General features: G+C 65.3%; 26 protein-coding genes. 17 read left to right on the forward strand and 9 right to left on the reverse strand.

The features are described from left to right. Window positions 1-388: 388 nt before the first annotated feature. Window positions 389-577, reverse strand: coding sequence for a hypothetical protein (locus CDV49_RS15925; RefSeq protein ID WP_088216401.1), 189 nt, complete (start codon window positions 575-577; stop codon window positions 389-391). Window positions 578-921: 344 nt separating this feature from the next. On the opposite strand from CDV49_RS15925, the gene CDV49_RS15930 reads away from it, so the two are divergent. The 5 genes from CDV49_RS15930 to CDV49_RS15950 all read left to right on the forward strand — a co-directional run bounded on the left by CDV49_RS15930 (window position 922) and on the right by CDV49_RS15950 (window position 9,266). Further along, on the forward strand, window positions 922-1,515 hold the full coding sequence (locus CDV49_RS15930) for an ImuA family protein (RefSeq protein WP_088216436.1): 594 nt from the start codon (window positions 922-924) through the stop codon (window positions 1,513-1,515). Beyond that, entirely contained in the window at window positions 1,457-2,938 is a 1,482-nt protein-coding gene (locus CDV49_RS15935) for a Y-family DNA polymerase (protein ID WP_088216402.1), read from the forward strand. Before CDV49_RS15930 ends, CDV49_RS15935 begins: the two co-directional genes overlap by 59 nt. Before the next feature lie 477 nt (window positions 2,939-3,415). Then, window positions 3,416-6,700, forward strand: a complete 3,285-nt coding sequence (locus CDV49_RS15940) for an error-prone DNA polymerase (protein WP_373447808.1) — start codon at window positions 3,416-3,418, stop codon at window positions 6,698-6,700. 335 nt (window positions 6,701-7,035) lie between these two features. Next, the gene (locus CDV49_RS15945; protein ID WP_088216404.1) at window positions 7,036-7,935 is read left to right on the forward strand and encodes a serine hydrolase domain-containing protein; all 900 of its coding nucleotides are present in this window, start codon (window positions 7,036-7,038) and stop codon (window positions 7,933-7,935) included. A gap of 116 nt (window positions 7,936-8,051) precedes the next feature. Continuing rightward, entirely contained in the window at window positions 8,052-9,266 is a 1,215-nt protein-coding gene (locus CDV49_RS15950; protein WP_088216405.1) for an FAD-dependent oxidoreductase, read from the forward strand. A 32-nt stretch (window positions 9,267-9,298) separates the two neighbouring features. On the opposite strand, the gene CDV49_RS15955 is transcribed toward CDV49_RS15950, so the two are convergent. The 4 genes from CDV49_RS15955 to alr all read right to left on the reverse strand — a co-directional run bounded on the left by CDV49_RS15955 (window position 9,299) and on the right by alr (window position 13,164). Further along, the gene (locus tag CDV49_RS15955) at window positions 9,299-10,414 is read right to left on the reverse strand and encodes a sensor histidine kinase (RefSeq protein WP_088216406.1); all 1,116 of its coding nucleotides are present in this window, start codon (window positions 10,412-10,414) and stop codon (window positions 9,299-9,301) included. A gap of 169 nt (window positions 10,415-10,583) precedes the next feature. Continuing rightward, window positions 10,584-11,339 (reverse strand): ABC transporter ATP-binding protein, encoded by a 756-nt coding sequence (locus CDV49_RS15960; RefSeq protein WP_373447809.1) that lies wholly within the window; start codon window positions 11,337-11,339, stop codon window positions 10,584-10,586. After that, complete coding sequence (locus CDV49_RS15965) at window positions 11,336-12,118, reverse strand: MlaE family ABC transporter permease (protein WP_088216407.1); 783 nt, start codon at window positions 12,116-12,118, stop codon at window positions 11,336-11,338. Before CDV49_RS15965 ends, CDV49_RS15960 begins: the two co-directional genes overlap by 4 nt. After that, on the reverse strand, window positions 12,118-13,164 hold the full coding sequence (gene alr / locus CDV49_RS15970; RefSeq protein ID WP_088216408.1) for an alanine racemase: 1,047 nt from the start codon (window positions 13,162-13,164) through the stop codon (window positions 12,118-12,120). The genes CDV49_RS15965 and alr overlap by 1 nt, the downstream gene beginning before the upstream one ends. Window positions 13,165-13,282: 118 nt before the next feature. Between alr and CDV49_RS15975 the strand changes: the two genes are divergently transcribed. Further along, a complete protein-coding gene (locus tag CDV49_RS15975; RefSeq protein ID WP_088216409.1) occupies window positions 13,283-13,699 on the forward strand; it encodes a GFA family protein in 417 nt (138 codons plus the stop codon). 427 nt (window positions 13,700-14,126) lie between these two features. On the opposite strand, the gene CDV49_RS15980 is transcribed toward CDV49_RS15975, so the two are convergent. From CDV49_RS15980 to pyrC, 3 genes are all read right to left on the reverse strand, one after another. After that, window positions 14,127-15,614 carry a replicative DNA helicase gene (locus CDV49_RS15980; RefSeq protein WP_088216410.1) on the reverse strand — a complete coding sequence of 496 codons (1,488 nt, stop codon included), beginning with the start codon at window positions 15,612-15,614 and terminating at the stop codon, window positions 14,127-14,129. Between the two features lie 287 nt (window positions 15,615-15,901). Further along, window positions 15,902-16,576: an orotate phosphoribosyltransferase gene (locus CDV49_RS15985; protein WP_088216411.1), complete on the reverse strand. Its 675-nt coding sequence runs from the start codon at window positions 16,574-16,576 to the stop codon at window positions 15,902-15,904. Between the two features lie 70 nt (window positions 16,577-16,646). Beyond that, complete coding sequence (gene pyrC, locus CDV49_RS15990) at window positions 16,647-17,681, reverse strand: dihydroorotase (RefSeq protein ID WP_088216438.1); 1,035 nt, start codon at window positions 17,679-17,681, stop codon at window positions 16,647-16,649. Window positions 17,682-17,796: 115 nt separating this feature from the next. Here pyrC and CDV49_RS15995 point away from each other — a divergent pair, with 115 nt between their 5' ends. The 10 genes from CDV49_RS15995 to ureG all read left to right on the forward strand — a co-directional run bounded on the left by CDV49_RS15995 (window position 17,797) and on the right by ureG (window position 24,070). Further along, the gene (locus CDV49_RS15995) at window positions 17,797-18,612 is read left to right on the forward strand and encodes an urease accessory protein UreD (RefSeq protein WP_088216412.1); all 816 of its coding nucleotides are present in this window, start codon (window positions 17,797-17,799) and stop codon (window positions 18,610-18,612) included. A gap of 12 nt (window positions 18,613-18,624) precedes the next feature. Next, window positions 18,625-18,927, forward strand: a complete 303-nt coding sequence (locus CDV49_RS16000) for an urease subunit gamma (RefSeq protein WP_088216413.1) — start codon at window positions 18,625-18,627, stop codon at window positions 18,925-18,927. Between the two features lie 10 nt (window positions 18,928-18,937). Then, window positions 18,938-19,243, forward strand: coding sequence for an urease subunit beta (locus CDV49_RS16005; protein WP_088216414.1), 306 nt, complete (start codon window positions 18,938-18,940; stop codon window positions 19,241-19,243). A gap of 119 nt (window positions 19,244-19,362) precedes the next feature. Next, window positions 19,363-19,713, forward strand: coding sequence for an antifreeze protein (locus tag CDV49_RS16010; protein WP_088216415.1), 351 nt, complete (start codon window positions 19,363-19,365; stop codon window positions 19,711-19,713). Between the two features lie 113 nt (window positions 19,714-19,826). Further along, entirely contained in the window at window positions 19,827-21,536 is a 1,710-nt protein-coding gene (gene ureC / locus CDV49_RS16015) for an urease subunit alpha (protein ID WP_088216416.1), read from the forward strand. A 9-nt stretch (window positions 21,537-21,545) separates the two neighbouring features. Then, complete coding sequence (locus CDV49_RS16020; protein WP_088216417.1) at window positions 21,546-21,842, forward strand: hypothetical protein; 297 nt, start codon at window positions 21,546-21,548, stop codon at window positions 21,840-21,842. A gap of 103 nt (window positions 21,843-21,945) precedes the next feature. Further along, the gene (locus CDV49_RS16025; RefSeq protein ID WP_088216418.1) at window positions 21,946-22,179 is read left to right on the forward strand and encodes a hypothetical protein; all 234 of its coding nucleotides are present in this window, start codon (window positions 21,946-21,948) and stop codon (window positions 22,177-22,179) included. A gap of 60 nt (window positions 22,180-22,239) precedes the next feature. Further along, window positions 22,240-22,803 (forward strand): urease accessory protein UreE, encoded by a 564-nt coding sequence (gene ureE / locus CDV49_RS16030; RefSeq protein WP_088216419.1) that lies wholly within the window; start codon window positions 22,240-22,242, stop codon window positions 22,801-22,803. 23 nt (window positions 22,804-22,826) lie between these two features. Beyond that, window positions 22,827-23,462, forward strand: coding sequence for an urease accessory protein UreF (locus CDV49_RS16035; protein WP_088216420.1), 636 nt, complete (start codon window positions 22,827-22,829; stop codon window positions 23,460-23,462). Next, on the forward strand, window positions 23,459-24,070 hold the full coding sequence (gene ureG, locus CDV49_RS16040; protein WP_088216421.1) for an urease accessory protein UreG: 612 nt from the start codon (window positions 23,459-23,461) through the stop codon (window positions 24,068-24,070). Before CDV49_RS16035 ends, ureG begins: the two co-directional genes overlap by 4 nt. A 216-nt stretch (window positions 24,071-24,286) precedes the next feature. Here ureG and infC read toward each other — a convergent pair whose 3' ends face one another. After that, the gene (gene infC / locus CDV49_RS16045; RefSeq protein WP_256947376.1) at window positions 24,287-24,889 is read right to left on the reverse strand and encodes a translation initiation factor IF-3; all 603 of its coding nucleotides are present in this window, start codon (window positions 24,887-24,889) and stop codon (window positions 24,287-24,289) included. Window positions 24,890-24,957: 68 nt separating this feature from the next. Here infC and CDV49_RS16050 point away from each other — a divergent pair, with 68 nt between their 5' ends. Continuing rightward, a complete protein-coding gene (locus CDV49_RS16050; RefSeq protein ID WP_088216422.1) occupies window positions 24,958-25,578 on the forward strand; it encodes a hypothetical protein in 621 nt (206 codons plus the stop codon). The last annotated feature ends 3 nt before the right edge of the window (window positions 25,579-25,581 follow it).

Here is a 25,581-nt window from a genome sequence, read left to right on the forward strand (position 1 = left end):
AATCCTGTCCCCGCAACCAAATCCATAAAGTCAACAATACATGCAGCCCCGCCACCAGCGGGGCCTTCCGCATTCGCAGAAACCATAAGAAATACAAAGAGAGCGTAAGCGCTGCATAATCACGCCCCGCGTCTCGCGAGGCTCTTTGCGCTTGGCTGCCGCTCCGCCCATCTCATGCACCGGTCGCCCGCAGGCCACTGAAAGGGAATCGCGTCTGCTCTGCCCCCCGATGGTTCTTCCATCTGATGCTAGAGTCCGGGGCACCGCGTCGCGCGAGAGTTGACGGCGCTCATCGAGCGGTGGGGGCGCCCGATAAGTCCGTCCATTCCCTCCCGGAAATCGATCGGGCGCGTCCAGACGTAGATCTTCACGTTGCTGATGTTGCCGATCATCGGCAGCCCCACAGTGCCTCCTTCGCCTCGCCCATGCGCTCCGCCTCTGACAGGCCCGCGATCAGCTGGCCGATCCGGGTGCGATAGGTCTTGGCAATGCCGGGATGGATGCGGATCGGATCCGGGGCAGGGGAGGTCGATAGCTGGCGCTCCAGATCCTTCCGCCGGCCGTCCAGTTCGATCATCCGCTCCTTGACCTGCTCCGCCGGAACGCCCGCAATAATGGCGTCGACCAGCTTCTTGTGGTCGGTCGTAAGCCAAGTGCTGAATTTGTGCCCTCTCGGTCTCGGCTCTTGAAACGCCCGCAAGATTGCGTCGCGGGGTTGTCATTCATCTCGACTGTGTCTCAATCCCAACGCGCTGAAAGGTCATGGGCCTGACTGACGTGGCCACTACATTTGCCTGATCCCGCCTCCTATGGGTGAGTTATTCCGTGATCGCTACGCTGAAGCAGTGGGGGGACACGGAAGGATATGAGCCTGACATTCCGACCATGTGCCTTTCGGGCGCAGGCGTTATAGGTGGGAAGATGTCATCACCTCTTCCCATACCCCTGCGCAGTGGTCGCGTGCATGAAGCCTTCGGGCCGCTTTCGGCGGCTTTTGGCGCTGTTCTGGGCGCTCTGGGGAAGCGGCCGGTCCTTTGGGCGCGGGAGGCATGGACCCCCGCCCAGGTGACGCCTGAAGGTTTGCGGACGCTTATTGATCCGCGGCGCCTTCTGCTGGCCCGTGGTGACGATCAGGTGGAAACCCTGGCCATCGCAGAGGAGGCGTTGAAGGATGGGGTCATACCCATGGTGGTGGTTGAGATCACGCGGCCGCTCAACCTGCGTGAGGGGCGGCGGTTGCAACTCGCGGCGCAGGCGGGGGAAGCAACGGGTCTGTGTCTGATCCCGGAAGGTATGGGCAGCAATGCGGCGGAGACGCGCTGGCATTGCGGCCCGGTATTCGATCCCGCTCCTTCTGGACCAATGTTGAGGATGTCCGCCTCTGGCACTCCTGTGGACTCGACTCTCATGAGGTGGGAGCTTATTAAGAACAAAAAGGGAACAACTGGGGCGTGGCATGTTCGATGGGATGCAAAGGCGCATCGTCTCGATATGGTTTCCCCGGCTGGCGACTGACCGGGCGCTCCGCTATTGCCCGGTGGAGGGGCCGTTCGTCGTTTCCCAGCGGCTCAACAACACCGATTTCATTCAGTGCCTCAATCCCGCGGCAGAGCGCGCGGGGCTATCGCGCGGCATGACATTGGCGGATGCGAGAGCCTTTTGTCCTCCACTGGTGAGCACGCGTGCTGACCGGGCGGGTGAGCGCCGTTTGCTCCGTGCCCTTCTTCGCTGGGCGCTGCGTTATTGCCCTTGGGTTGGCTTGGAAGAACCAGACGGCCTGGTGCTCGACATCACCGGTTCCGCGCATCTTGCCGGGGGGGAGGGCCGGTTGTTGTCCGATATGCGGGAGCGGTTGTGCGGGACTGGGTTCGACCTGCGGATGGGGCTGGCAGATACGCGCGGGGCGGCCTGGGCGCTGGCGCATTATGGTGAAGGGCTTGCGGCTCCCGGCAATACCCTTGCGGCTTTGGCGGATCTGCCGGTTGCGGCGCTGCGGATCAGTGAGGAGCATTCCGTGTCGCTTCAGCGGCTGGGGCTGGGGCGGATCGGCGCACTGGCCGGGGCGCCCCGTGCGCCACTGGCCCGGCGTTTCGGTCCGGAACTCCTGGATCTGCTGGACCGCGCACTCGGGCAACAGCCGGAAGCGGTCAACCCCTTGGCCGAGCCTCCCCATTTCGGTGTGCGCCTGACCCTGCCGGAGCCGATCGGCAGGACTGAGGACGTGATGGCGGGGCTTTGCCGCCTGCTGGACCGGTTGTGCGACAAGCTGCGCGGGCAGGAAGCCGGTGCGCGGGAGCTGCGGCTGACACTCCGGCGAGTGGATGGAAACGCGGCGCATGTGGATCTCCGGCTTGCCGCTGCCATGCGGGATGCAGAGCGCATTCAGCCCCTGTTCACCCGGGGGGTGGAGGGCGTGGATGCCGGGTTCGGTATCGATCAGCTACGGCTGGAGGCGACGCTGGTCGAGCCGCTGCCCCTGCAGCAAATGGGAGAGAGAACGGCGGCGACGGACCGGCTGAACGCGCTGGTGACCCGCATCGGCGCGCGGATCGGCCTGGAGAACATCCTGTGCTTCCGTCCGGTTGACAGCCATATCCCGGAGCGGAGTTTTTCGCTCGTACCCTTTACCGAGGCGCCGCCGATGCAGGAGCCATGGCCGGAGCCGCCCCGCCCCCGTCCGCTGATCCTGTTCCCGCCGGAGCCGATCCTTGCGAGCGGCTCCACGCCACCGGAAACCTTTCGCTGGCGCGGCCTCCGCCTGACGACGGGGCGGGCCACCGGGCCGGAACGGATTGCGCCGGAATGGTGGGTGGAAGATGAGAACTGGCGCTCAGGCGTCCGGGACTACTGGCGGGTGGAAACCCGTGAGGGCCGTCGCCTGTGGTTGTTCCATACCCCACAGGCACCCGGATGGTTCGTTCAGGGGATTTTTCCATGACGCCGCGCGGGACGATCTTTCCCCACCGGATACCCGGCCTTCCGGTACATTGCGGGGGGCCATCCCCTGTCGCAGGCGGTCCCGTGGCGGATGACAGCGAAGGCAGCTATCTGGCGGTGACCTCCCCCCGGGGATGTGCTGCCAGATCCCGTGCCTGCAGGATGCCTGCGATCAGGGAGACCGGCCCTGAACGACGTCCGCAGTCCCGATATGACGGCGGGCCTGACATAACGGCGGGCCTGACATGATGGTGGGCCCGACATGAGGGGGGGTCCGACTGTCCGGCACGGGTTGAAGCGCGGGAAGCACCCCGGGCCCCGAAGGCTTCCGCAGCAGGGGGTCGAACCTTCCGGCCTGACAGACCACGCGTCTTCACCGGGCCAAGGCAACACGGCCGCACCCTTGTCCCCCGGCCCGAAGGTGGGGGAGCCGTCTCTTCGGGAGACCGGAACCCCGCGTTACGCCGAACTTTGTGCCATGACGAATTTCACCTTCCTGACCGGTGCCTCCCATCCCGAAGAGATGGTTCTACGGGCCGCGGAACTGGGACTGGAGGCTCTCGCCGTCACCGATCGCAACTCTCTGGCCGGGGTCGTGCGCGCCTGGACCGCCCTCCGCAATCTGCGGGAGGAGGCTGAGAAGGCCCTGGCCGTGCGATCGGACAGGCTGGTGGATACCTGCTCCCGGCAGGATGTCGGACATCAGCCCCCGCTCCGCCATCGGGTTCTGTCCGCTTTGCCGAAGCTGATCGTGGGCGCGCGGCTGGTGCTGACCGACTGCCCGGTGGAATGGGTAGCCCTGCCGGTGGACCGGGCGGCCTATGGGCGGCTGACCCGGCTTCTCACCCTTGGGAAGGGCCGCACGGTGAAGGGGAAATGTGATTTGCGCCTCGCCGATCTGGAGGCGGGAGCGGCGGGGATGATCCTCATTGCCCTGCCCCGGGAGGAGGAGGAAAGCCTGCCCATCCTCTCGCGTCTCCACAGGCGCTTTCCGGGGTTTGTCCATGTCGGTGCCGTGCCGCGATATGATGGGTCGGACCAGCAGTGGTTCGACAGTTGTGCCCGTCTTGCGGAGCAGTCCGGTGCGCCGATGGTGGCGGCGGGGGATGTGCTCATGCATCACGGGCGGCGGCGGCCGCTCGCAGATGTGCTGACCTGCCTGCGGGAGGGATTGACCATTGACAGGATCGGCACCCGCGCGCTCCCCAATGCGGAGCGCCGGCTGAAAGGGGCTGCCGATGTGGCGCGGCTTTACCGTCGCTATCCCGAGGCGCTCCACCGCACGCTGGAGATCGCGGCCCGCTGCCATTTCGACCTGAAGGAACTCGCGCAGGACTATCCCGATGAAAGCGACTGCGGGGAGGTTCCGCAGACCCGGCTGGAACGGCTGGCGCGGGAAGGGCTGGCCCGCCGCTGCCCGGAAGGGGTTCCAGAGGACTACCTCGCCCTGCTGGACAAGGAGCTCGCGGTGGTCGCAGAGCTCGAATATGCCGCGTATTTTCTTACAGTTCAGGACATCGTGCGTTGGGCGCGGTCGAAGGACATTCTGTGCCAGGGGCGGGGGTCGGCCGCGAATTCCATCATCTGCTGGGCGCTCGGGATCACCGATGTCAGCCCGAAGATGATCGGTATGGTCTTTGAGCGTTTCATCTCCCGTCACCGCAAGGAACCCCCGGATATCGACGTCGATTTCGAGCATGAGCGGCGGGAGGAAGTGATCCAGTGGATCTATGATAAATACTCTCGCGCCCGTGCGGCGCTCTGCGCCACGGTGATCCATTTCCGTACCCGCGCCGCGATCCGCGAAGTGGGCAAGGTGATGGGGCTGTCGCAGGACGTGACCGCCGCCCTCTCCGGCCAGATCTGGGGCACGTCCAACGAAGGCGCCGGAGCAGAGCGGATGCGTGAGGTGGGGCTGAACCCGTCCGACAGGCGGCTCATGCTCACCATCGGGCTGATCCGGGAGATCATCGGCTTCCCCCGCCATCTGTCGCAGCACGTGGGTGGTTTCGTCATCACCCGCGGGCGGCTCGATGAGCTTTGCGCCATCGAAAACGCCGCGATGCCGGATCGCACCTGCATCGAATGGGACAAGGACGATATCGACGCTCTCCGCATCCTGAAGGTCGATGTGCTGAGTCTCGGAATGCTCACCTGCATCCGCAAGGCGTTCAAGCTGCTCTCCGATCATGAGAACATTTCCCATACGCTGGGCAGCGTGCCGCAGGAGGATGGCAAGACTTACGGAATGCTCCAGCGCGCCGATGCGGTCGGCGTCTTTCAGGTGGAGAGCCGCGCGCAGATGAACTTCCTGCCCCGGATGAAACCCAGGACATTCTACGATCTGGTGATCGAAGTGGCCATTGTCCGGCCCGGTCCGATTCAGGGCGGCATGGTGAAACCCTATATCCGCCGTCGCATGGGGCTGGAAGCGGCAGAGCCCTTCGGCCCCGATCTGGCGGAAGTGACGGCGAAGACGCTGGGTGTGCCGTTGTTTCAGGAACAGGCGCTTCGGATCGCCATGGTCGGTGCGGGCTATTCGGCGGAGGAGGCTGACAAGCTCCGCCGCTCGCTCGCCTCCTTCCGTCGCATGGGCACGATCGCTGAGCACCGGGAGCGGTTCGTCACCGGGATGGAGAAGAACGGCTATGACCGGGAGGTGGCGGAACGCTGCTTCAGCCAGATCGAAGGCTTCGCGGATTACGGCTTTCCCGAAAGCCATGCCGCGGCCTTTGCCATGCTCACCTATGTGTCGGCCTGGCTGAAATGCCGTTATCCCGCCATCTTCACCTGTGCGCTGCTGAACAGCCAGCCCATGGGGTTCTATGCGCCCGCGCAACTAGTGCGCGACGCACGGGAACACGGGGTGGAGGTGCGGCCCGTCTGCGTAAACCACAGCACATGGGACAACCGGCTGCAGAAGCGGCCCGACGGAAGCTTTGCCCTGCGGCTGGGCTTCCGGCAGATCAAGGGCTTCCGCAGGGCAGATGCGGAAACCATCGCCTCCGCCCGCGGCAACGGTTATCCCGATCCGGAGAGCCTGTGGCTCCGCGCCCGGATCGCCCCTGCCGTGCTGGAGCGGCTGGCGGAGGCCGATGCCTTCACCGGCATGGGCCTGAACCGGCGGGATGCGCTCTGGGCGGTGCGGGCCATCCGCGCGCCCGAGCCGCTGCCGCTCTTTGCCGACCCGCTGGATGGCGAGGGGCACCGGGAGCCGCAGGTGATCCTGCCCGCCATGCATGAGGGGGAGGAGGTGGTCGAGGATTACGTGGCCACCCGCCTTACCCTGCGTACGCATCCCGTGGCCCTCCTTCGCCCCGCGCTTCAGGGGGTGACACCACATGGGGATTTGGTGGGAACGCCGCTCCGATGGGTGTCGGTCTGCGGTCTTGTCATCACCCGGCAGCGGCCTGCCACCGCGTCCGGCGTGATCTTCCTGACGCTGGAGGATGAAACCGGCGTTTCCAACATCGTGGTGTGGAAGCGGACTTTCGAGCGGTTCCGCCGTGTCGTGATGGGTGGCCGGCTCATCCGCGTGACGGGGCGGGTGGAGCGGGAGGGAGCGGTCGTGCACGTGATCGCGGAACAGCTGGAGGATCTCTCCCACCGGCTCACGGAACTCGGCCATCCGCTCGAAGCGGTGGTGGGCGAACCTGCCGCTCCCGCCGACAGCGCGCCCCGGCCCGTCCGTCCACCCCGCCCGACCGCCCGGCACCCGCGGGAGCAGACCAAACGCCTGTTCCCGAGCCGGGATTTCCATTGATTGCCGCCTGTCTCTCCAGGATCTGCAATCTCTGCGGTCATCCGCAATCACCGAAGTCCGCGTGGCATGGCGAATCCTCGTTTGCAGGAAACGGGTGGCCTGCAACCCCGGAGGGTCCACGGATTGCTGGCAGGCGATTGCTGACCGGCGAGAGCACCTTAGCAGGCTGCTGAAAAAGACCTTCAGGTCTGCGTTGGGCGGAAATTGCCCGCTCTCTGACGGATTTTCCCGAAAATCCACGTATTTCGGACCATTCCGGGCTGATTTTCCGATTTTCCAGAGCATGGATATGACGCTTCTGAACTTTTTCAGCAGCATGGTAGGGTGAGAGGATGATGCAGCACGGTCTCCTGTTCTCCAGCACCCTTCTGCTTCGCGGAGCCGAGTCGGCAGACACCGGCGGCTCACGTCTGTTTCCCTATTGGAGCTTCACGAAGACCGTCATCGCGATCTGCGCCCTCATACTGGCGGAAAGGGGCAGGGTCGATCTGGACAAAGCTCTCCCGGGGCAGCCTTTTACCCTGCGCCAGCTTCTGAACCATACCGCTGGCCTGCCCGACTACGGCACGCTTCCTGCCTATCATCAAGCCGTGCGGAACAATGAGGAGCCGTGGGCGCGTGACGATCTGCTCCGGGAAACGATGAGGCAGGGCATGCTGTTCCCGCCGGGCGGAGGCTGGCGCTATTCGAATGTCGGCTACATGCTTGCGCGTGAGCGTATCGAGGAAGCTGCCGGATCCGCTTTCCCCGATGTCGTGGAGAGCATGATCGCTGGGCGGCTTGGGCTCAAAACTCTTGCCCTCGCGACGACCCGGGAGCAATTTTCACATGTGCACTGGAAAGGGGCGCAGCGCTACCATCCGGGCTGGGTCTATCACGGCTGTCTCATCGGGACTGCACGGGAAGCGACACTGGTGTTGCATGCTCTCTTTACCGGGCAGCTTCTGAACGAAGCATCGTTTCGGCAGATGCTGACCCCTGTGTCGCTTGGCGGCGCGCTTGAAGGACGCCCCTGGACGGACTGCGGATATGGCCTTGGCCTCATGACCGGAAGGATGGGGTCTGTCGGCAGAGCCATCGGGCACACCGGCGGCGGACCCGTCGGTGTGAACGCCCTCTATCATTTTCCGGACCTGCCCGAGCCAGTTACGGTTGCCACCTTCGCCGATAGCCATGATGAGGGCCGCGCCGAGTTTGCGGCTGTGAGGAACAGCGGCGGGCGGCACCCCACGTGAACTCTTTCTTTTCGGCCCATCGGGATGCCGTATTCCGGGGAGAGCCCTTTCGGTCGCAGTGGAGATCGGCGATGATCCCGGAGATCCGCCAGAGATCCGACTGAAGGAGGAGCACCATGGCCCCGCAAAGCTGTGTGATCGTGGGAGCAGGTCCGGCGGGCATGATGCTGGGCTATCTGCTGGCCCGCGCCGGTCTTCCGGTGACCGTGGTGGAGAAGCATCCCGACTTTCTGCATGATTTCCGCGGCGACACGATCCATCCTTCCACGCTGGAAGCTTTCGCCGATCTGGGCCTGCTCGAAGATTTCCTGAAGATCCCGCATCAGAAGGCACCCGTGCTTCAGGCAGAGATCGGAGGCGTGCAAACGAAGATCGCCGACTTCTCCCGTATTCCCGCTCGCTGCCGGTTCATCGCCTTCATGCCGCAATGGGACTTTCTCGACTTCCTCGCCCGCCGTGCGGCGGCATTTCCCGGTTTCCGCCTGATGATGGGGGTGGAAGTCTTGGGCCTTGTTCAATCCGAGGGCCAAATCCGGGGGATCCGCATCCGGGAGGGGGGTGTGGAGCGCGAGCTGCCGGCCGATCTGGTTATCGGCGCCGATGGGCGGAATTCCGTCACGCGGCGCGACGCGGCGCTTCCCGTCACTGATTTCGGCAGTCAGGTGGATGTGCTCTGGCTGCGGCTTTCGCGGCGGGAGGGGGATCCCGTCCTGACCATGAGCCATGCCGGGCCGCAACAGGGCCTCGTCCTGATCGACCGGGGGGATTACTGGCAATGCGGATACGTGATCCGCAAGGGCAGCTACGATGACCTGAAGGCCCGCGGCCTGCCTGCGTTCCGGGAAAGCCTCGCGGCTCTCGCCCCGCTTCCCCCCGAGCGGTTCGAGGAAATCCGGGACTGGGATCAGGTGCATCTGCTGTCCGTTCGTATGGACAGGCTCGAACGCTGGTGGCGGCCGGGGTTGCTCTGCATCGGGGATGCGGCCCATGCCATGTCACCGATCGGCGGGTTCGGAGTGAACCTCGCCGTGCAGGATGCGATCGCTGCGGCGAATATCCTTGCGGCCCCGCTTGGCGACGGGCGAATGGGCCCGGATGATCTTGCACGGGTGGAGCGTCGCCGCCGTTTCCCGACACGCGCCACGCAGAAGCTGCAACTGATGATGCGCCGCAAGCGGCCCGTGGTTGCCGGGGAAAATGCCTCAGCCACCCCGGAAAAACCTTCCGGCCCCCCGAAATTCCTGCGAGTCATCGGGCGGTGGCCTGCATTGAGCCATCTTGCCGGCCGCCTGGTCGGGCTGGGCTTCCGGCCGGAGCGCGTGCGCATCTAGCGCGCCCGCCCGGATTTCCTGGGCCCCCGCTCTCAGCGGACGGGAAAGTCCAGCCGGAACATGGCGCCACCCTCCGGCGTGTTTCCGCACGTCAGATCGGCGTCAAGCTGATCGCTGTAGATCGACAGGATGCGCATACCCAGACCATGACGAGCGGCCGGGTCGAAGTCGGGCGGGAGACCGGGCCCATTGTCCGAAACGGAGAGAAGCAGCCGCCCCTCCCCCTTTGCCGCGAGGGTGACTTCGACAATCGGCAGGCATTCCCTTCCGGCATGCTTGATCGCGTTGCCCACCAGTTCCGCCATGACCTGTCCGAGCGCGGTCGCGGCATTGACGGAAAGAAGCATCTCCTTCGGCACAAGGATGTCCGCCCGCACCGTTCCGGTCAGCGCCCGGTCCAGATCGGCCAGCAGGCCGGAGGCAAAGGCCGCAAGGGGAAGATGGTCGGATTCCGGATCGCGATAGAGCTGGTCGTGAACGCGGGCGAGGGTGGCGATCCGGCTTGCGGCCTGTGCCACGGCTTCGCGCAAGGCGGGGTCGGTATGGCTCCGGGCCTGAAGGTTCAGCAATCCGATGACGGCGGCGAAGCTGTTTTTCACCCGGTGGTCGATCTCGGCCAGCAGAACCTTCTGCCGTGCGAGCGCGGTGTCCTTTTCCGCGACCTCGCGCGCCAGCGTCGCCGCCTGTTCCTCCAGCATCCGGCGCGCGTTGACGGTCTCGGTCACATCGCGGGACGAGGCGAGGATCAGATGAACTTCCCCCATCTGGTTGCGAACCGGTGTCACGGTGACGGACCACCACCGCGGTGTTCCCTTGGCGGTGGGACAAAAGGCCTCGAACTCCGTGAGCTTGCCGTCCCGGGCGGCGGTCAGTGCGGTTTCCAGCGTCTCCTTGGCTTCCAGCGGCCACAGACTGGTCCACCGCAACCCGGCCACCGTGCCGAAGTCCTCGATCTCCATGGCGCACATGCCATTCTCGCTCATGAAGGACACGCGTCCCTCAAGGTCGATGAGCTTGATGCAATCCGGCGAGGCCCCCAGAATGCCAAGCGCAAACCCCGGCAGACCGCTCCCCATCAGGTCGAGAGCGCCGCGCGCCAGCATCTCCTTGTCGGAGGCGGGGGTCGCGTTCACGGACAGGCCCCGCATGACGCTGGGCTTCCGTGGCGGCTTGTCGGTTTGGCGAACATGGGGTTGTGGCAGAAATCCGGCATGAGCCCTCCCCCCGGACAGGCGCAAGACGCGCTATCGAAGCAATGTAGGCGCTTTGGAGCGGCGGGGCAACGTGACACCCTGCGTCAAAGTCGCGAATGCGGTGTCAGCGGACGGATTCGATGGGTCCATCCGCGCGACCGTGGATGAATTGCTGCAGATAGGGGTCGTCCGCCGCGTCCATCTGCTCAACCGGTCCGGTCCAGCGGATCAGCCCGTCGTGCAACATGGCGACCCTGTCGGCGATGGCGCGGACGCTGGTCATGTCATGCGTGATTGTCATGGCGGTCGCGCCCATCTCGGTCACGATCTCGCGGATCAGATCGTTGATGACGCCGGACATGATCGGATCGAGCCCTGTGGTGGGCTCATCGAAGAAGATGATCTCCGGCTCCGCGGCGATGGCGCGGGCAAGGCCCACGCGCTTCTGCATGCCGCCAGAAAGCTCGGCCGGGAACAGGTCCGCAGTCTCCGGCTTCAGGCCGACACGGCGGAGTTTCTCGATGGCGATTTCGCGTGCTTCGGCCTTGGGGCGTTTCAGCGAGCCGCGCAGCAGGCGAAAGGCGACGTTCTGCCAGACCGTCAGGCTGTCGAACAGCGCGCCACCCTGGAACAGCATGCCGAACCGGGCGAGGAAGGCATCGCGATCCCCCTCCGTCACGTCATGGCCATCCACCTTGATATCGCCGCTATCGGGCGTGACGAGGCCAAGCACGCATTTCAGCAGTACCGACTTGCCCGTACCCGATCCGCCGATGATGACCATGCTCTTGCCCTTCGGGACAGAGAGGTTCACCCCGCGCAGAACATGCTTCGGCCCGAAGGATTTCTTCAGCTCGGTGATCTCGATCATGTCGGTCATGAGGCGAAGAAGAACTCCGTCAGAACATAGTTGGAGGCGAGGATCAGGATGGAGGCGGCGACCACGGCGGATTTGGTCGCCCCGCCCACGCCCTGTGCGCCCCGGCCGGAATTCATGCCGTAGTAGCAGCCGACCACCGCGATCAGGAAGCCGAACACCGCGCCTTTGACAAGACCGGAGCCGATGTCCCAACCCTCAAGGAAGTTCCATGTGTTGTGCAGATAGGTCGCGCCGTTGAAGCCCAGCCGGGTCACCCCGACCAGATAGCCGCCCATGATCCCGATGATGTCGCCAATTCCCACCAGCACCGGCACGGATATCGTGGCGGCGAGCACACGTGGAACGGTCAGGTATTTCATCGGATTGGTGGACAGCGTCGTCAGCGCATCGATCTGCTCCGTCACCTTCATCGTGCCGATCTCCGCCGCGATGGAGGAGGCGACCCGCGCCGCCACCATCAGCCCGCCCAGAACCGGGCCGAGTTCCCGCGTCATGCCGATGGCGACGATGGAGGGAACGACCGAGGAGGCATTGAACCGCGAGCCGCCCGCATAGATCTGCAGGGCCAGAGCGCCGCCCGTGAACAGCGCCGTCAACCCGACGACGGGCAGGCTGAGATAGCCGATGGCGAGGAGTTGCTGGGCGAATTCGCGGAAGTAGAACGGCGGGCGGAACATATGGCTCACCGTCTGGCCCGCATAGATCGCGACCTGCCCGATGGAGGTCAGCAGCGACAGCACCATCCGTCCCAGGGCGGCGAGCGGAGAGAGCAGGATCATCAGCGCGTCTCCCTGTAGGTCCGGCGATAGCGGGGGCCAAGCGAGGTCAGCACCTCATAGCCGATGGTGCCGATGACTTCTGCCAGCTGGTCGGGTGTCTGGCTTGGGCCGAGGATGTCGAGATAACCGGGCATCTCGTCCAGATGCGACACGTCGGCGGTGATGAGATCCATGGAGACACGCCCGATGAGCGGGCAGGGGACGTCGCCTGCCCAGAGCGTTCCCTGACCCGACAGCCTCCGGCTCAACCCGTCGGCGTAACCCGCGGCGACGGTGGCGATGAGAGTCGGTGCTGCCGCCTGCCACGTGGCGGAGTACCCCACGATTTCCCCCGGCTCCACCGCGCGGATCTGCACCACGGGCAGCGAGAGACGGACCGTCTGGTTGGCCTCCGTGAAGGGCAGGCCGCCATAGAGACCGATGCCGGGACGGGTGAGTTCGAAGTGGTAGTCGGGGCCGAGCAGGATGCCGCCCGTCGCGGCCAGCGACCGGGGCAGGCCGGTGCCATCCGTCATGCGGCGGAAACTGTCGAGCTGCGCGCGGTTCATCGGGTGATCCGGCTCATCCGCGCAGGAGAGGTGCGACATGACGAAATCCGGCCCCTGCGCCACGGCGAGGCTGGCGACGGCCGCCCATTCACCGGGTTCCAGACCGAGCCGGTTCATGCCGGTGTCAAGCTGGATGCCGAAGGGATGGCCGGGCAGCGCCTCGAAATGCCGGGTGAGCTGGTCGAGCGAATTCAGCATCGGTGTCAGTTCGGCTTCCGCGATAAGCCGGGTGTCGCCCTCCATATGGCCGCCGAGCACGCAGACCTGCGGACCAGGGCCGAGCGCCTGCCGCACCCGCGCGCCTTCTTCCGTCATCGCGACGAAGAACCGCCGCGCCCCGGCACGTGCGAGGGTTCGCGCGACACGGTCGGCGCCGAGCCCGTAGGCATCGGCCTTCACGACCGCGCCGGTCTGGGTTTGGGGGGAGGATGCCTGATCGAGCGCCCGCCAGTTCGCGGCGATCGCGTCGAGATCAATGGAGAGGATGCCGCTTGCCATGGCGGTTGTTTCGGCTGGCCCTCCGCGAAGGTCAAGGGGCAAGGCAGCACAGGCGGTTGACCTTGGCGCAGACGGGCGACAGCTTTGTCGCATTCTCGGGGCGGAAAAGGGGCAGGACATGGAACAGAACGACGAACGGCTGGAGGGCGCCTGCCACTGTGGCAAGGTGCGTTTCAGGGTGCGGCTCGAGGGAGGGCTGGGTGCGGCCAGACGCTGCGATTGTTCCCTTTGCGCGATGCGCGGCGCGGTAACCCTCTCGGCCCGGCTGGCGGATTTCACCCTTCTGGAAGGCGTGGAGGTGCTGCGCACTTACCGGTTCAACACCGGGGTCGCGGAGCACCATTTCTGCGGAAACTGCGGGATCTACACGCATCATAAAAGGCGTTCCAACCCGGATCAATTCGGTGTGAATGCCGCCTGTCTGGGAATCAGCCCGTTCGATTTTGCCGAAGTTCAGGTGAATGACGGAGTTCATCACCCCTCGGACGGCAATGAAAGCCGGGTGATGGGCGTGCTGCGGTTCGAGCATCTCTGAGCGGCGGAGGTCATCCGCGGGGGTTGTGCGACGGAGATGCGGTTCCGGGAGCAGGCCTTTGGGGTCGGGCGGACTGGACTTTGAAGGACATCCCGAAAATTCTGCGGTCCCTTGAGATTCGGACTGCTGCATGCCCGTGAATTTTCGTCCTGAGATGTCCTGATGCCAAGGAGGTCGCCTCGAAGCACTACAGCGCAAGGAGGACCGCCTTCATAGAGGCCGCATGCCGAAGCTCCCAAGGCACCGGGCAGGTTGACGGCATTTTCTCCAGACGAAAGCTTCGCAGGCACGCAAGGCACGCAAGGCACGCAAGGCACGCAAGGCACGCAAGGCACGCAAGGCTGGGCGCTGAAGCAAGCCTCCTGCACAGCAAACCCCGTCGATGGCGGCTGCAGCGGCGGGCGATGCGTGCCGCTGCAGCGGTAGCTCAGAACCCTGCGTCGATCCCCTGCTGCCATGGCTTCACGAGGTTGCCGAATCGGGTGAAGCGGCCCTCGAAGGACAGTTCCACCGTGCCGATTGGCCCATGGCGCTGTTTGCCGATGATGACCTCGGCCTTGCCATGCACCCGTTCCATGGCTTCCTGCCACTTGGCCATCGCTTCAAGGTTTTCGTCGCCCGGCTTCTCCCGCTCGCGATAATATTCGTCGCGATAGACGAACATCACCACGTCGGCATCCTGTTCGATGGAGCCCGATTCGCGCAGGTCGGAGAGCTGGGGCCGCTTGTCCTCGCGGCTTTCGACCTGACGTGAAAGCTGGGAAAGGGCGACAACGGGGATATCCAGTTCCTTGGCGACCGCCTTGAGGCCCTGCGTGATCTCGGACACCTCGTTCACCCGGCTGTCCTTCGCCGTGGCGGGGCGGAGAAGCTGGAGATAGTCCACCACCAGCAGATCCAGCCCGTGCGTCCGCTTGAGCCGCCGCGCCCGCGCCGCCATCTGGCTGATCGGCAGCGCCGGCGTATCGTCGATATAGAGCGGGCACGCCTCCAGCGCCTTTGCCGCCTCAACGAAGCGGCGGAATTCGGCCTCCGTCATGTCGCCCCGGCGGATCTGCTCGGAGGGCACTTCCGCCGCTTCCGACAGGATCCGGGCGGCAAGCTGCTCGGCCGACATCTCCAGGCTGAAGAACCCGACCACGCCCCCGTCCACCGCGCCTTCGGAGCCGTCCGGCATCCGGCCGCGCTTGAAGTTCTTCGCGACGTTGAAGGCGATATTGGTGGCGAGCGAGGTCTTGCCCATCGACGGCCGCCCGGCGAGGATCAGCAGGTCCGAGCGGTGCAGACCGCCGAGCTTCTTGTCCAGATCGACAAGACCGGTGGACACGCCCGCCAGCCCGCCATCCCGCTGGTAGGCGGCGTTGGCGACGTTCACCGCATCGGTCACGGCCTTCAGGAAGGACTGGAACCCGCGCTCCGCCACCCCCTGCTCGCCGAGCTTGTAGAGCCGCTGCTCCGCCTCGACGATCTGTTCCTTCGGTTCGCTCTGCACATCGACCTTGGCGGCCTTCGCGGCGATGTCGCGGCCCAGCCCGATCAGCTCCCGCCGGACGGCGAGATCGTAGATCATCTGCGCATAGTCCCGCGCCCCGAAGGAGGAGATGGCTGCGCCGGCAAGGCGCACCAGATAGGCCGGTCCGCCCAGTTCCTTGAGGCCCTGGTCATCCTCAAGGAACGCCTTCAGCGTCACCGGGGAGGCGAGCGCGTTCTTGACGATGCGGGAAGCCGCGATCTCGAAGATCCGCTGGTGGACGGGGTCGTAGAAATGCTCGGGCCGCACCAGACTGGCGATGCGGTCGTAGATGTCGTTGTTCGTGAGAATCGCGCCCAGCAACTGCTGCTCGGCCTCGATATTGTGGGGAAGAACCTCTGCCTCCGGCTCGGCGGCGGCTTGGATCGCCCTCAGTTCGGTCATCATGATCCTGCCCTTTGCGACGCCCCCGCAGGCAGGCGGGCCGTCGTCTTCTGTCAAGCGACTGTCATACTCCCTACGGTGTCCGGCCAAAAGCGCGGGAAAAACCTGTGGATAAGACTCGCTTCTGCCTGTGTATAATCCTGTATATCACAGGCTGCGCCGCGGTGCGCCCCGAATGTTGGGGTCGACCTGTGGTGCAGCACCGCATCTGCCCGATTCCGCCGCGCCGCCGAAACAGGACAATCCACAGCGGGGTTCCTGTCTCGGCGGATTTCCGCAGGCGTCCCTCAGGCGTGACGGCCCTGCCAGCCGCGGGGATCGTTCAGGAACTCCTCCACCCCGTCCAGCGTGGCGGCGTCAAAGCTGCCCGCGGCCTTGGCTTCTGCCAGCATGTCCCACCAGGTGCAGAGATGGTGAAGCTGAACGCCGTGATCGGCGAGGCGCTGCTCCGTGCCCTCGAAGATGCCGTAGAAGAAGATCACCGCGGTATGGTTGCAGCTCGCGCCGGTTTCCCGGATCGCATCGACGAAGGAGAGCTTCGATCCGCCGTCGGTGGTCAGATCCTCCACCAGCAGCACGCGCTGACCCTCGGTCATGGCGCCCTCGATCCGGGCGTTCCGGCCATAGCCCTTGGGCTTCTTGCGGACATAGCTCATCGGCAGTCCCATCCGCTCGGCCACGAGCGCCGCGAAGGGGATGCCCGCCGTCTCGCCGCCGGCAATGTTGTCGAAAGCCTCGAAGCCCGCATCGCGCAGCACGGTCATCGTCAGGAAGTCCATCAGCGTGGAGCGGATGCGCGGATAGGAGATGAGCTTGCGGCAGTCGATATAGGTCGGCCCCTTCAGGCCGGAGGCATAGGTGAAGGGGGTGGCGGCGTTGAAATCGACGGCCCCGATCTCAAGGAACATGCGGGCGGTGAGGCGGGCGATTTCCTCTCTGGAGGGGAAACTGGTGGGGATCATGGCGGGATTTCCTTGGACGAAGGGTCTTTTGAAAAGGCCGCCCGGTGAGGGGCGGCCCGAAGCGGAGGGATCAGGCGACGGCCCAGTGGACCGGGAAACCGGGGTCGAAAACGGTGACCGGCCCCGCCCCCGTCTCGATCCGTGTCGGGAAATGGGTGGGCGTCTCCCGCTTGACCAGCGTCAGGGTGGTGTCGTTCGCGGGCAGGCGGTAGAAGGCCGGGCCGTTCAGGCTGGCGAAGGCCTCCAGCCGGTCGAGGGCCTTCTCCTCCTCGAACACATGCGCGAGAAGCGGCATGGTGTTCGTCGCAGTGAAGCAGCCCGCACAGCCGCAGGCGCTTTCCTTCGCCGCGTCCGCATGCGGCGCGGAGTCGGTGCCGAGGAAGAAGCTCGCCGCGCCGGAGGTGGCCGCTTCGCGCAGCGCGATACGGTGTTCCTCGCGCTTGGCGACGGGAAGGCAGTAGTAGTGCGGCTTGATCCCGCCCACGAGGATGTGGTTGCGGTTGATGATCAGGTGGTGCGTGGTGATCGTGGCGGCGATGTCATCCCCGCCGTTCTTGACGTATTCCACGCCGTTGCGGGTGGTGATGTGTTCCATGACCACGCGAAGGCCGGGTGTCTTCTGCCGCAGCGGCGCCAGAACGCGCTCGATGAACACGGCTTCCCGGTCGAAGATGTCCACGACAGGATCCGTCACCTCGCCATGCATGCAGAGGGGCAGGCCGATCTCCGCCATCGTCTCCAGAACGCCCCGCACCTTTTCCAGGTCGCGGACACCGGAGGCGGAGTTCGTCGTGGCTCCCGCGGGATAGAGTTTGACCGCCTTCACCAGACCGGAGGCATGGGCGGCAGCGACATCCGCCGCCTCCGTCGTCTCCGTCAGGTAGAGCGTCATCAGCGGCTCGAACGCCTGTCCCTCCGGCAGCGCGGCGAGAATGCGGTCGCGGTAGTGGCGGGCGTCATCGCCCGTCACAACGGGCGGAACAAGGTTGGGCATCACGATGGCGCGGGCGAAATCGCGGCTTTCGGGCAGGATGCCTTGCAGCATCGCGCCGTCGCGCAGATGCAGGTGCCAGTCGTCTGGGCGGCGAAGGGTGATCTGGGTCATGAGCCCGGCCCCTAGCATGCCCCGGCCTGCCGCGCAATTTCTCCCGGTGATTCGCAGGCCCCTTCCCCTGGGCCCCGCTTTCCGCGCATGGTGCGCACCAAAGAGTGGAGAGACGATGCAGGACAGGCAGGCATATCGGATGGAACGGGTGCGGGGCGCGGCGGAAGTCACTCTCTCGCATCGCGCCGATGCCGTCCGTCTCGACAGGCTCGCGCAGCAGGGATCCGCCAAGGCGTTTCTGCCGCGTGTGCATGGGCCGGTGCCGGAGGTGGTTTTCCTCAATACCGCAGGCGGTCTCACGGGGGGGGACCGGCTTTCCTACCGGCTGGCCGTCGGGACAGGGGCGGCGGTGACCGGCACCACCCAGACGGCCGAGCGGATCTATTCCAGTACCGGCGATCTGGCGGAGGTGGAGGTGCGCCTTCTCGCGGAGGCGGGCGCCCGGCTCCATTGGCTGCCGCAGGAGACGATCCTGTTCGACCGCGCGCGCCTTTCCCGCCACACGCGGGCCGATCTGGCAGGCGATGCGGAGCTTCTTCTTGTGGAAACGCTGGTTCTGGGCCGCGCGGCGATGGGGGAGGAGGTGCGGAGCCTCGATCTCCTCGACCGGCGGGAGGTATGGCGCGACGGCCGCCCGGTCTTTCTGGAGCCGCTGCGCCTAGGAGATCACTCGCAGGGGCGCGCGGCGCTGATCGGCGCGCATCGGGCGATGGCGACCCTTGCGCTTCTGGCCCGTGGTGCGGAAGATGCGGTCGGACCGCTGCGTGCCGCGCTGGGCGGGGTGGATGGCGTGGAGGCCGGAGTTTCGGGCTGGGACGGTCGCTGTCTTGTCCGTCTTGCGGCGGAACGGGCGGCAGCGCTCCGGCAGGCGCTGCGCGTGGTCATGGAAGTAGTGCGGGGTGCTCCCCTTCCCCGCGTTTGGCAGTTGTGAGGACGAGAACACGTGAACCTGACGCCCAGAGAAAAGGACAAGCTGCTCATCAGCCTCGCCGCAATGGTCGCGCGGGGACGGCTTGAGCGGGGGGTGAAGCTCAACCATCCCGAGGCGATCGCCCTCATCACCGACTATGTGGTGGAAGGCGCGCGGGACGGCCGGTCGGTCGCGGAGCTGATGATGGCGGGCGCGCATGTCGTCACCCGCGATCAGTGCATGTCGGGCATCCCCGAGATGATCCATGAGGTGCAGGTCGAGGCGACCTTCCCCGATGGCACCAAGCTCGTCACCGTTCACCACCCGATCCGCTAGAGGTCCAGAGATGATTCCCGGAGAAATCCTTCCCGCCGAGGGTGAGATCACGCTGAACGACGGCGCCGAGGCGATCACCCTGACCGTCGCCAATACCGGCGACCGCCCGGTTCAGGTCGGCTCGCACTATCATTTCGCCGAAACCAATCCCCGGCTGTCCTTCGACCGGGAGGCCGCGCTGGGCTACCGGCTCGACATCCCCTCCGGCACCGCCGTCCGGTTCGAGCCGGGGCAGGAGCGGGAGGTGCGTCTGGTGCCCTTCTCGGGTGCGCGTATCGTGTATGGGTTCAACCAGAAGGTGATGGGCGGGCTTTGATTGCGCTGCGTCATTCCATTGAATGATTGACGCGCGCCGCCTCAGCGACATGTTGTCGCGCAGCGGCTCCGGGATCGTTCCTGCGAGGCGGCCGACCTTTACTGTCGTGGGAGCGTATCATGAGCAATGTGAAAGACCTTCCCGACCCCCTGGCGCTCTGGCGGACGGGTATGGAGTTCGCCCAACTGGGTATGGAGGCGAACGCGATCATCGCGATGCGGATGATGGGGTTCATGGGCTTCTGGCGCATGCGGGATACCGAAGCCCTGCGGATGATAACCGAAAAGCCGCCTGCCTTCTTCGAGGGCTGGATGCGGGGCATGTCCGCGGCGATGAACGGTGAATCGGCGGAAAAGGTGGCGGCAGAGGCGATCAAGCCGCTGCGCAGGAAGACCCGCGCCAATCATCTGCGCCTCGTAAGGTCCGGCCCCGCTCTCGGGCTCACTGCCCGACCGGGAAGCAAGCGCTGATTTTGCCTGAAAAGTGGGCATGAGCGGGGCGCGGCGCGGACGACTGCGCGGAGCCTGTTGAAACGCCCGCCGCTGCACGGCAGAACGGACCGAGAGCCATCCCGGAGAACCCGATGCCCGCCAAGATTTCCCGCGCCGCCTATGCTGACATGTATGGCCCGACGACCGGGGATCGGGTCCGGCTGGCCGATACCGACCTGATCGTGGAGGTGGAGCGCGACCTGACCACCTATGGCGAGGAGGTGAAGTTCGGCGGCGGCAAGGTCATCCGCGACGGCATGGGCCAGTCTCAGGCGACGCGGGCGGAGGGCGCGGTGGATACCGTCATCACCAATGCGCTGATCCTCGACTGGACAGGCATCTACAAGGCCGACGTCGGCCTCCGCGACGGCCGTATCCACAAGATCGGCAAGGCGGGCAACCCCGACACCCAGCCGGGCGTGGACATCATCGTCGGCCCCGGCACGGAGGCCATCGCGGGGGAAGGGCGGATCCTCACCGCCGGGGGGATGGATGCGCATATCCACTTCATCTGCCCGCAACAGATCGACGACGCGCTCTATTCCGGCATCACCACCATGCTGGGCGGCGGAACGGGTCCGGCGCATGGCACGCTTGCCACGACCTGCACGCCCGGCCCCTGGCATCTGGCGCGGATGATCCAGGCGGCGGACGCCTTTCCGATGAACCTGGCCTTTGCGGGCAAGGGCAATGCCTCGCTCCCCGCTGCGCTGGAGGAGATGGTGAAGGCGGGCGCCTCCTGCCTGAAGCTGCATGAGGACTGGGGCACGACGCCGGGCGCCATCGACTGCTGCCTGTCGGTTGCGGACGACATGGACGTGCAGGTGATGATCCACACCGACACGCTGAACGAATCGGGCTTCGTGGAGAACACGCTGGCCGCCATCAAGGGCCGGACGATCCATGCCTTTCACACCGAAGGCGCGGGCGGCGGCCATGCGCCCGACATCATCAAGGTGGTGAGCCAGCCGAACGTCATCCCGTCATCGACCAACCCGACCATGCCCTATACCGTGAACACGCTGGAGGAGCATCTCGACATGCTCATGGTGTGTCACCATCTGGACAAGTCGATCCCGGAGGACGTGGCCTTCGCCGAATCCCGTATCCGCAAGGAAACCATCGCGGCGGAAGATATCCTGCACGACATGGGCGCGTTTTCCGTCATCTCGTCGGACAGCCAGGCCATGGGGCGCGTGGGAGAGGTCATCACCCGCACCTGGCAGACCGCGCACAAGATGAAGGTGCAACGCGGGCGGCTGGCGGAGGAGACCGGCGACAACGACAACTTCCGCGCCAAGCGGTACATCGCCAAATACACGATCAACCCCGCGATCGCGCATGGGCTGTCGCGCCATATCGGCAGCATCGAGGAAGGCAAGCGTGCCGATCTCGTGCTCTGGCACCCCGCCTTCTTCGGCGCAAAGCCGGAGATGGTGATGATCGGCGGCACGATCGTGGCGGCGCAGATGGGCGATCCCAACGCCTCCATCCCCACGCCGCAACCGGTCTATACCCGGCCGATGTTCGGTGCCTACGGCAGGTCGGTGGAACGCTCGGCCGTGGTGTTCGTCTCCGCCGCGGCAGAGGCGGAGGGGCTGCGGGGCAGGCTCGGCATTGCCAAGGAAACGCTCGCTGTCCAGAACACCCGCAACATCGGCAAGACGGACATGAAGCTCAACGCCGCCACGCCGGAGATCGAGGTGAACCCGGAAACCTACGAGGTTCGGGCGAACGGTGAACTTCTGACCTGCGAGCCCGCGAAGGAACTCCCCCTCGCGCAGCGCTACTTCCTGTTCTGAGGTTTCTCCATGCGTCTGTGGCTCATCCTGCCTTTCGCCTTCGCCGCCTGCACCGATCCGGGTTTCCGCGGCGTTGCCGGTGTGCGTGAGGCGGAGGCGTCGCAGGTCGGCTCCTGCGCCTATGTGTCCAACATCACCGGCAGGCCCAGCGTCTATGGGCCGCTTCTCGGCGATCAGGGCATCAGCTATGCGCGCAATCAGGTGCTGGATACCGCGCGCAGCTCCGGGGCGAATACGGTGGTGTTCCAGAAGGTCACGCCCGGCGAGCCGGTTTACGAACTCAATGCGACAGCTTACCGCTGCTGATCCAGCCGCAACGCTGCAATGCAAAAACGTCCGTAGCACTTCGGGGGGAGGCTGCCTATTTCCCCCTTCGGGGAGGAAACACCGCAAGTTCGGACGTTTCCCAATGAACGCTTACAATCGCATCGAAACCACGCCCGCCCGCGAGAAAACCCTCCGCGAGATCGTCGATGATTTCTTTGTGGGGCTCGGCCAAGGCGTCAGCGCCTATCGTGTCCGCGAATCGCGCATGGCCGAAATCCGCAGGCTTGACGCCAAATCCGACGCAGAGCTCGACGACATGGGCCTGACGCGCGACCGGATCCCGCAATACGTCTTCCGCGACCTTTTCGCCGCCTGAGCCGCCTTGACGCCTTTCCCCGGAGGAGGCACCAACGGGGAAAGCGCGGGAGATCAGGTAATGGCAGACATTCCGAAAGCGGTGCGCATCCGCCCGGCCGGTACTTGGGCGGGCGCTGTGGATGAAGTGCTGCTCGACTACGATCAGCGGTTTCTCCGTCGCCGTCGGCTGGACTCCGCGGCGGGCGAGGCGTTCATGGTCGATCTGCCGGAGACAACCAGCCTCAACCATGGCGATGCCTTCGAACTGGAGGATGGTCGCCTGATTTCCGTCGCTGCTGCGGATGAGCCGCTGCTGGAAATCCATGCCGACGATCTGGTGCGGCTGGCCTGGCACATCGGCAACCGGCATACGCCCTGCCAGATCGAACCGGGCCGTCTGCTGATCCGCCGCGATCACGTTTTGCAGGACATGGTCGAGCGGCTGGGCGGACATGTGCATGCCATAATCGCCCCCTTCCGGCCCGAAGGCGGCGCCTATGGCCACGGCCGGACCCTTGGCCATTCGCACGGGCCGGATGACCATGCCCAGGATCGCTCTGACAGTTCCGGGGCGCAGGTGCGGTTTCACGGCAGCCACGGCCCGGAGGAGGAGGAGGATCCGCCGCCGCGGGATCCCGAATGATCGCCGCGGGTTGATCTTTTTCCATGACGGCGGCGCTTCTCACTCTTGCCCAACGCCTTTCCCCGGCATTCCCGGTCGGCTCCTTTGCCTATTCGCATGGGCTGGAGTGGGCCATTGCCGGAGGTGACGTGACGGACGCGGATACGCTTCTTCTGTGGGTGGAGGATGTTCTGGCCCATGGCAGCGGGCGGAGCGATGCGATCCTTCTGGCCCATGCCCTCGTCCCCGGGGCGGATTTGCGGCTGCTTTCTGATATGTCCCTTGCGCTCGCCGCCGGCGCGGAGCGGGTGCGGGAAACGCTCGATCAGGGCCGCGCCTATCTGGCGGCACTCCCGGAAGACAGGGGATCGTTGGCGCTCGATCTCCCCTATCCCGTGGCGCTGGGCGCGACCTGCCGTGATCTGGACCTCGCCGCCGAGACGGTCGTGGCCTTCTATCTTCAGGCTTTTGCCGGGATGCTGGTGCAGGCGGCGGTGCGGTTCGTGCCGATCGGCCAGACAGCGGGGCAGCGCGTGATTGCCGCGCTCCATCCGCTGATGATGCGGATTGCAGCGGAGGCGATCGCAACCCCGCTGGAGGGCATCGCGAGCGGCGCCTTCCGCTCCGACCTCGCCGCCATGCGGCACGAGACGATGGATGTAAGGATTTTCAGAACATGAAGAGCGGGAATGGCCCCCTCCGCGTCGGGATCGGCGGTCCGGTGGGGGCGGGCAAGACGACCCTGACGGAGCAGCTTTGCAGAGCGATGCGGGATCGCTGGTCAGTGGCCGTGATCACGAACGACATCTATACCCGCGAGGATGCGGAATACCTCATGCGCGCACAGGCCCTGCCGCTCGAGCGCATCCGGGGGGTGGAAACGGGCGGGTGTCCCCATACCGCGATACGCGAGGATGCGTCGATCAACCTTGCCGCAGTGGCGGATCTGACCGCCTCCATTCCCGATCTGGACATGATCCTGATCGAATCGGGGGGCGACAATCTGGCAGCCACGTTCTCACCCGAACTGGCGGACCTGACGCTCTATGTCATCGACACGGCGGCGGGGCAGGACATTCCACGCAAGAGGGGGCCGGGTGTCACGAAATCGGACCTGCTCATCGTGAACAAGGTCGATCTCGCGCCGCATGTGGGTGTGGATGCCGCCTTGCTGGAGAGCGACACCCGCGCGGCGCGCGGCAGACTTCCCTATGTGATGGCCTGTCTCCGGCAAGCGGTCGGCGTGGAGGAGGTCGTCCGCTTCATCGCGCGGGAAGGCGGCCTTTAGCAGGCTGCTGAAAAAGTCCTGAAATGTCATGCCTATGCGCTGGAAAATCGGAAAATCGGCCCGGAAACGCCCGGAAGTATAAAAATCTCCGGCTGGATTTCGTCAGATGGCGAACGATTTCCACTCCAATACAGGCCAAAAAGCCTTTTTCAGCAGTTAGAAATGCGAAAGGCCCCCGCAAGGGGGCCTGGGCGCGATAGAGATGATCCGGGTGGTTTACCTCGGACCGATCATCATCACCATCTGGCGACCTTCGAGCTTCGGCATGTTCTCCACCTTGCCGACCTCGGCCACATCGGCAGCGACGCGGTTCAGCAGTTCCATGCCGAGCTGCTGGTGCGCCATCTCACGGCCACGGAAGCGAAGGGTCACTTTGACCTTGTCGCCGCCTTCGAGGAACTTGAGCACGGAGCGCATCTTCACATCGTAGTCGTGAGTATCGGTCCCCGGACGGAACTTGATTTCCTTGACCTCGATGGTCTTCTGCTTCTTCCGCGCCTCGGCCTCGCGCTTCTGGTTCTCATACTTGAACTTGCCGAAGTCCATGATCTTGCAGACGGGCGGCGTGGCATTCGGCGAGATCTCGACGAGATCGAGACCGGCTTCTTGCGCCAGGGCGAGCGCCCGCGCTGGCGTCACGACCCCGACGTTCTCGCCCTCCGCCCCGATCAGCCGAATCTCCGGCGCGCGGATGCGATCATTGACACGGGGTCCGGTGTCGCGTTGGGGCGGGGCATTGTGCGGTCTGCGGGCTATGGTGGTAATCCTTACGATGTTGTGTGCCGCGGGCAAAATAGTGTTGGCGAAGGCGTGATACAACAGGGATTCGGTATTTCCGCCGCGGCTCGGCACCGCGATGGGCGGTAAAGGCCCCGAGGAGTTGGAAGATGAAGTCGTTTCTGATCGCGGCGATACTGGTAGCCTTGGGCGTTCTGACCTGGCGCCACTTCGCCACGGATGTTCGCGGCCCGGTCGGCGGGCTCGCGCGGGAAGCGCCCTCTCCGCCTCCGGTCTTCCGATTTCCCGTCGAGGAGGACGACGAGGAGAGTTTCGTCAACCGTGCCGCCCGCACCGCGCGCGAAGCCGCTACCGATGCGCAGAGCGCGGCAGAGCAGGCGGGCCGGGCGCTGCGCAGCATGACCTCCGCCAATCTGCGCGAAGCGGTGACCCTTGCTGCGGGAGAGGTGGAGCGGGCTGTCGATGCCGCGATGTCAGGGGTGCAGGATGCGCTGCGCGACCCCTCCGAGTCGACCCGGAGTGCGGCGGAGGGGGCGCTTGCAGCAGCCGATCATGCCACTGACCTCGTCACGGAGGGGACGGAGGCGCTGGGGGAAAAGGCGCAGCGTTGGTGGGCGGAGCGTGCGGGCGCATATCGCGCGAACATCTCCGCAGCCGATTTGGCGCCCGAGCTGAAGGACCGGCTGCTCCACGTCTGGGACAAGGCGAAGGACGCCCCGGAGGCGATCCAGAGCGTCCTTCAGGAACTCAGGCTTCAGCTTGCGGAGTGAGGG

The organism is Haematobacter genomosp. 1, assembly GCF_002196855.1.
Taxonomy (GTDB): Bacteria; Pseudomonadota; Alphaproteobacteria; order Rhodobacterales; family Rhodobacteraceae; genus Haematobacter.

What these genes read in the sequence shown, in the direction of transcription:
- CDV49_RS15925 (WP_088216401.1), bottom strand. Translation starts at nt 577, where the DNA reads ATGATCGAACTGGACGGCCGGCGGAAGGATCTGGAGCGCCAGCTATCG.
- CDV49_RS15930 (WP_088216436.1), top strand. Translation starts at nt 922, where the DNA reads ATGTCATCACCTCTTCCCATACCCCTGCGCAGTGGTCGCGTGCATGAA.
- CDV49_RS15935 (WP_088216402.1), top strand. Translation starts at nt 1,457, where the DNA reads ATGTTCGATGGGATGCAAAGGCGCATCGTCTCGATATGGTTTCCCCGG.
- CDV49_RS15940 (WP_373447808.1), top strand. Translation starts at nt 3,416, where the DNA reads ATGACGAATTTCACCTTCCTGACCGGTGCCTCCCATCCCGAAGAGATG.
- CDV49_RS15945 (WP_088216404.1), top strand. Translation starts at nt 7,036, where the DNA reads ATGCAGCACGGTCTCCTGTTCTCCAGCACCCTTCTGCTTCGCGGAGCC.
- CDV49_RS15950 (WP_088216405.1), top strand. Translation starts at nt 8,052, where the DNA reads ATGGCCCCGCAAAGCTGTGTGATCGTGGGAGCAGGTCCGGCGGGCATG.
- CDV49_RS15955 (WP_088216406.1), bottom strand. Translation starts at nt 10,414, where the DNA reads ATGCGGGGCCTGTCCGTGAACGCGACCCCCGCCTCCGACAAGGAGATG.
- CDV49_RS15960 (WP_373447809.1), bottom strand. Translation starts at nt 11,339, where the DNA reads ATGACCGACATGATCGAGATCACCGAGCTGAAGAAATCCTTCGGGCCG.
- CDV49_RS15965 (WP_088216407.1), bottom strand. Translation starts at nt 12,118, where the DNA reads ATGATCCTGCTCTCTCCGCTCGCCGCCCTGGGACGGATGGTGCTGTCG.
- alr (WP_088216408.1), bottom strand. Translation starts at nt 13,164, where the DNA reads ATGGCAAGCGGCATCCTCTCCATTGATCTCGACGCGATCGCCGCGAAC.
- CDV49_RS15975 (WP_088216409.1), top strand. Translation starts at nt 13,283, where the DNA reads ATGGAACAGAACGACGAACGGCTGGAGGGCGCCTGCCACTGTGGCAAG.
- CDV49_RS15980 (WP_088216410.1), bottom strand. Translation starts at nt 15,614, where the DNA reads ATGACCGAACTGAGGGCGATCCAAGCCGCCGCCGAGCCGGAGGCAGAG.
- CDV49_RS15985 (WP_088216411.1), bottom strand. Translation starts at nt 16,576, where the DNA reads ATGATCCCCACCAGTTTCCCCTCCAGAGAGGAAATCGCCCGCCTCACC.
- pyrC (WP_088216438.1), bottom strand. Translation starts at nt 17,681, where the DNA reads ATGACCCAGATCACCCTTCGCCGCCCAGACGACTGGCACCTGCATCTG.
- CDV49_RS15995 (WP_088216412.1), top strand. Translation starts at nt 17,797, where the DNA reads ATGCAGGACAGGCAGGCATATCGGATGGAACGGGTGCGGGGCGCGGCG.
- CDV49_RS16005 (WP_088216414.1), top strand. Translation starts at nt 18,938, where the DNA reads ATGATTCCCGGAGAAATCCTTCCCGCCGAGGGTGAGATCACGCTGAAC.
- CDV49_RS16010 (WP_088216415.1), top strand. Translation starts at nt 19,363, where the DNA reads ATGAGCAATGTGAAAGACCTTCCCGACCCCCTGGCGCTCTGGCGGACG.
- ureC (WP_088216416.1), top strand. Translation starts at nt 19,827, where the DNA reads ATGCCCGCCAAGATTTCCCGCGCCGCCTATGCTGACATGTATGGCCCG.
- CDV49_RS16020 (WP_088216417.1), top strand. Translation starts at nt 21,546, where the DNA reads ATGCGTCTGTGGCTCATCCTGCCTTTCGCCTTCGCCGCCTGCACCGAT.
- CDV49_RS16025 (WP_088216418.1), top strand. Translation starts at nt 21,946, where the DNA reads ATGAACGCTTACAATCGCATCGAAACCACGCCCGCCCGCGAGAAAACC.
- ureE (WP_088216419.1), top strand. Translation starts at nt 22,240, where the DNA reads ATGGCAGACATTCCGAAAGCGGTGCGCATCCGCCCGGCCGGTACTTGG.
- CDV49_RS16035 (WP_088216420.1), top strand. Translation starts at nt 22,827, where the DNA reads ATGACGGCGGCGCTTCTCACTCTTGCCCAACGCCTTTCCCCGGCATTC.
- ureG (WP_088216421.1), top strand. Translation starts at nt 23,459, where the DNA reads ATGAAGAGCGGGAATGGCCCCCTCCGCGTCGGGATCGGCGGTCCGGTG.
- CDV49_RS16050 (WP_088216422.1), top strand. Translation starts at nt 24,958, where the DNA reads ATGAAGTCGTTTCTGATCGCGGCGATACTGGTAGCCTTGGGCGTTCTG.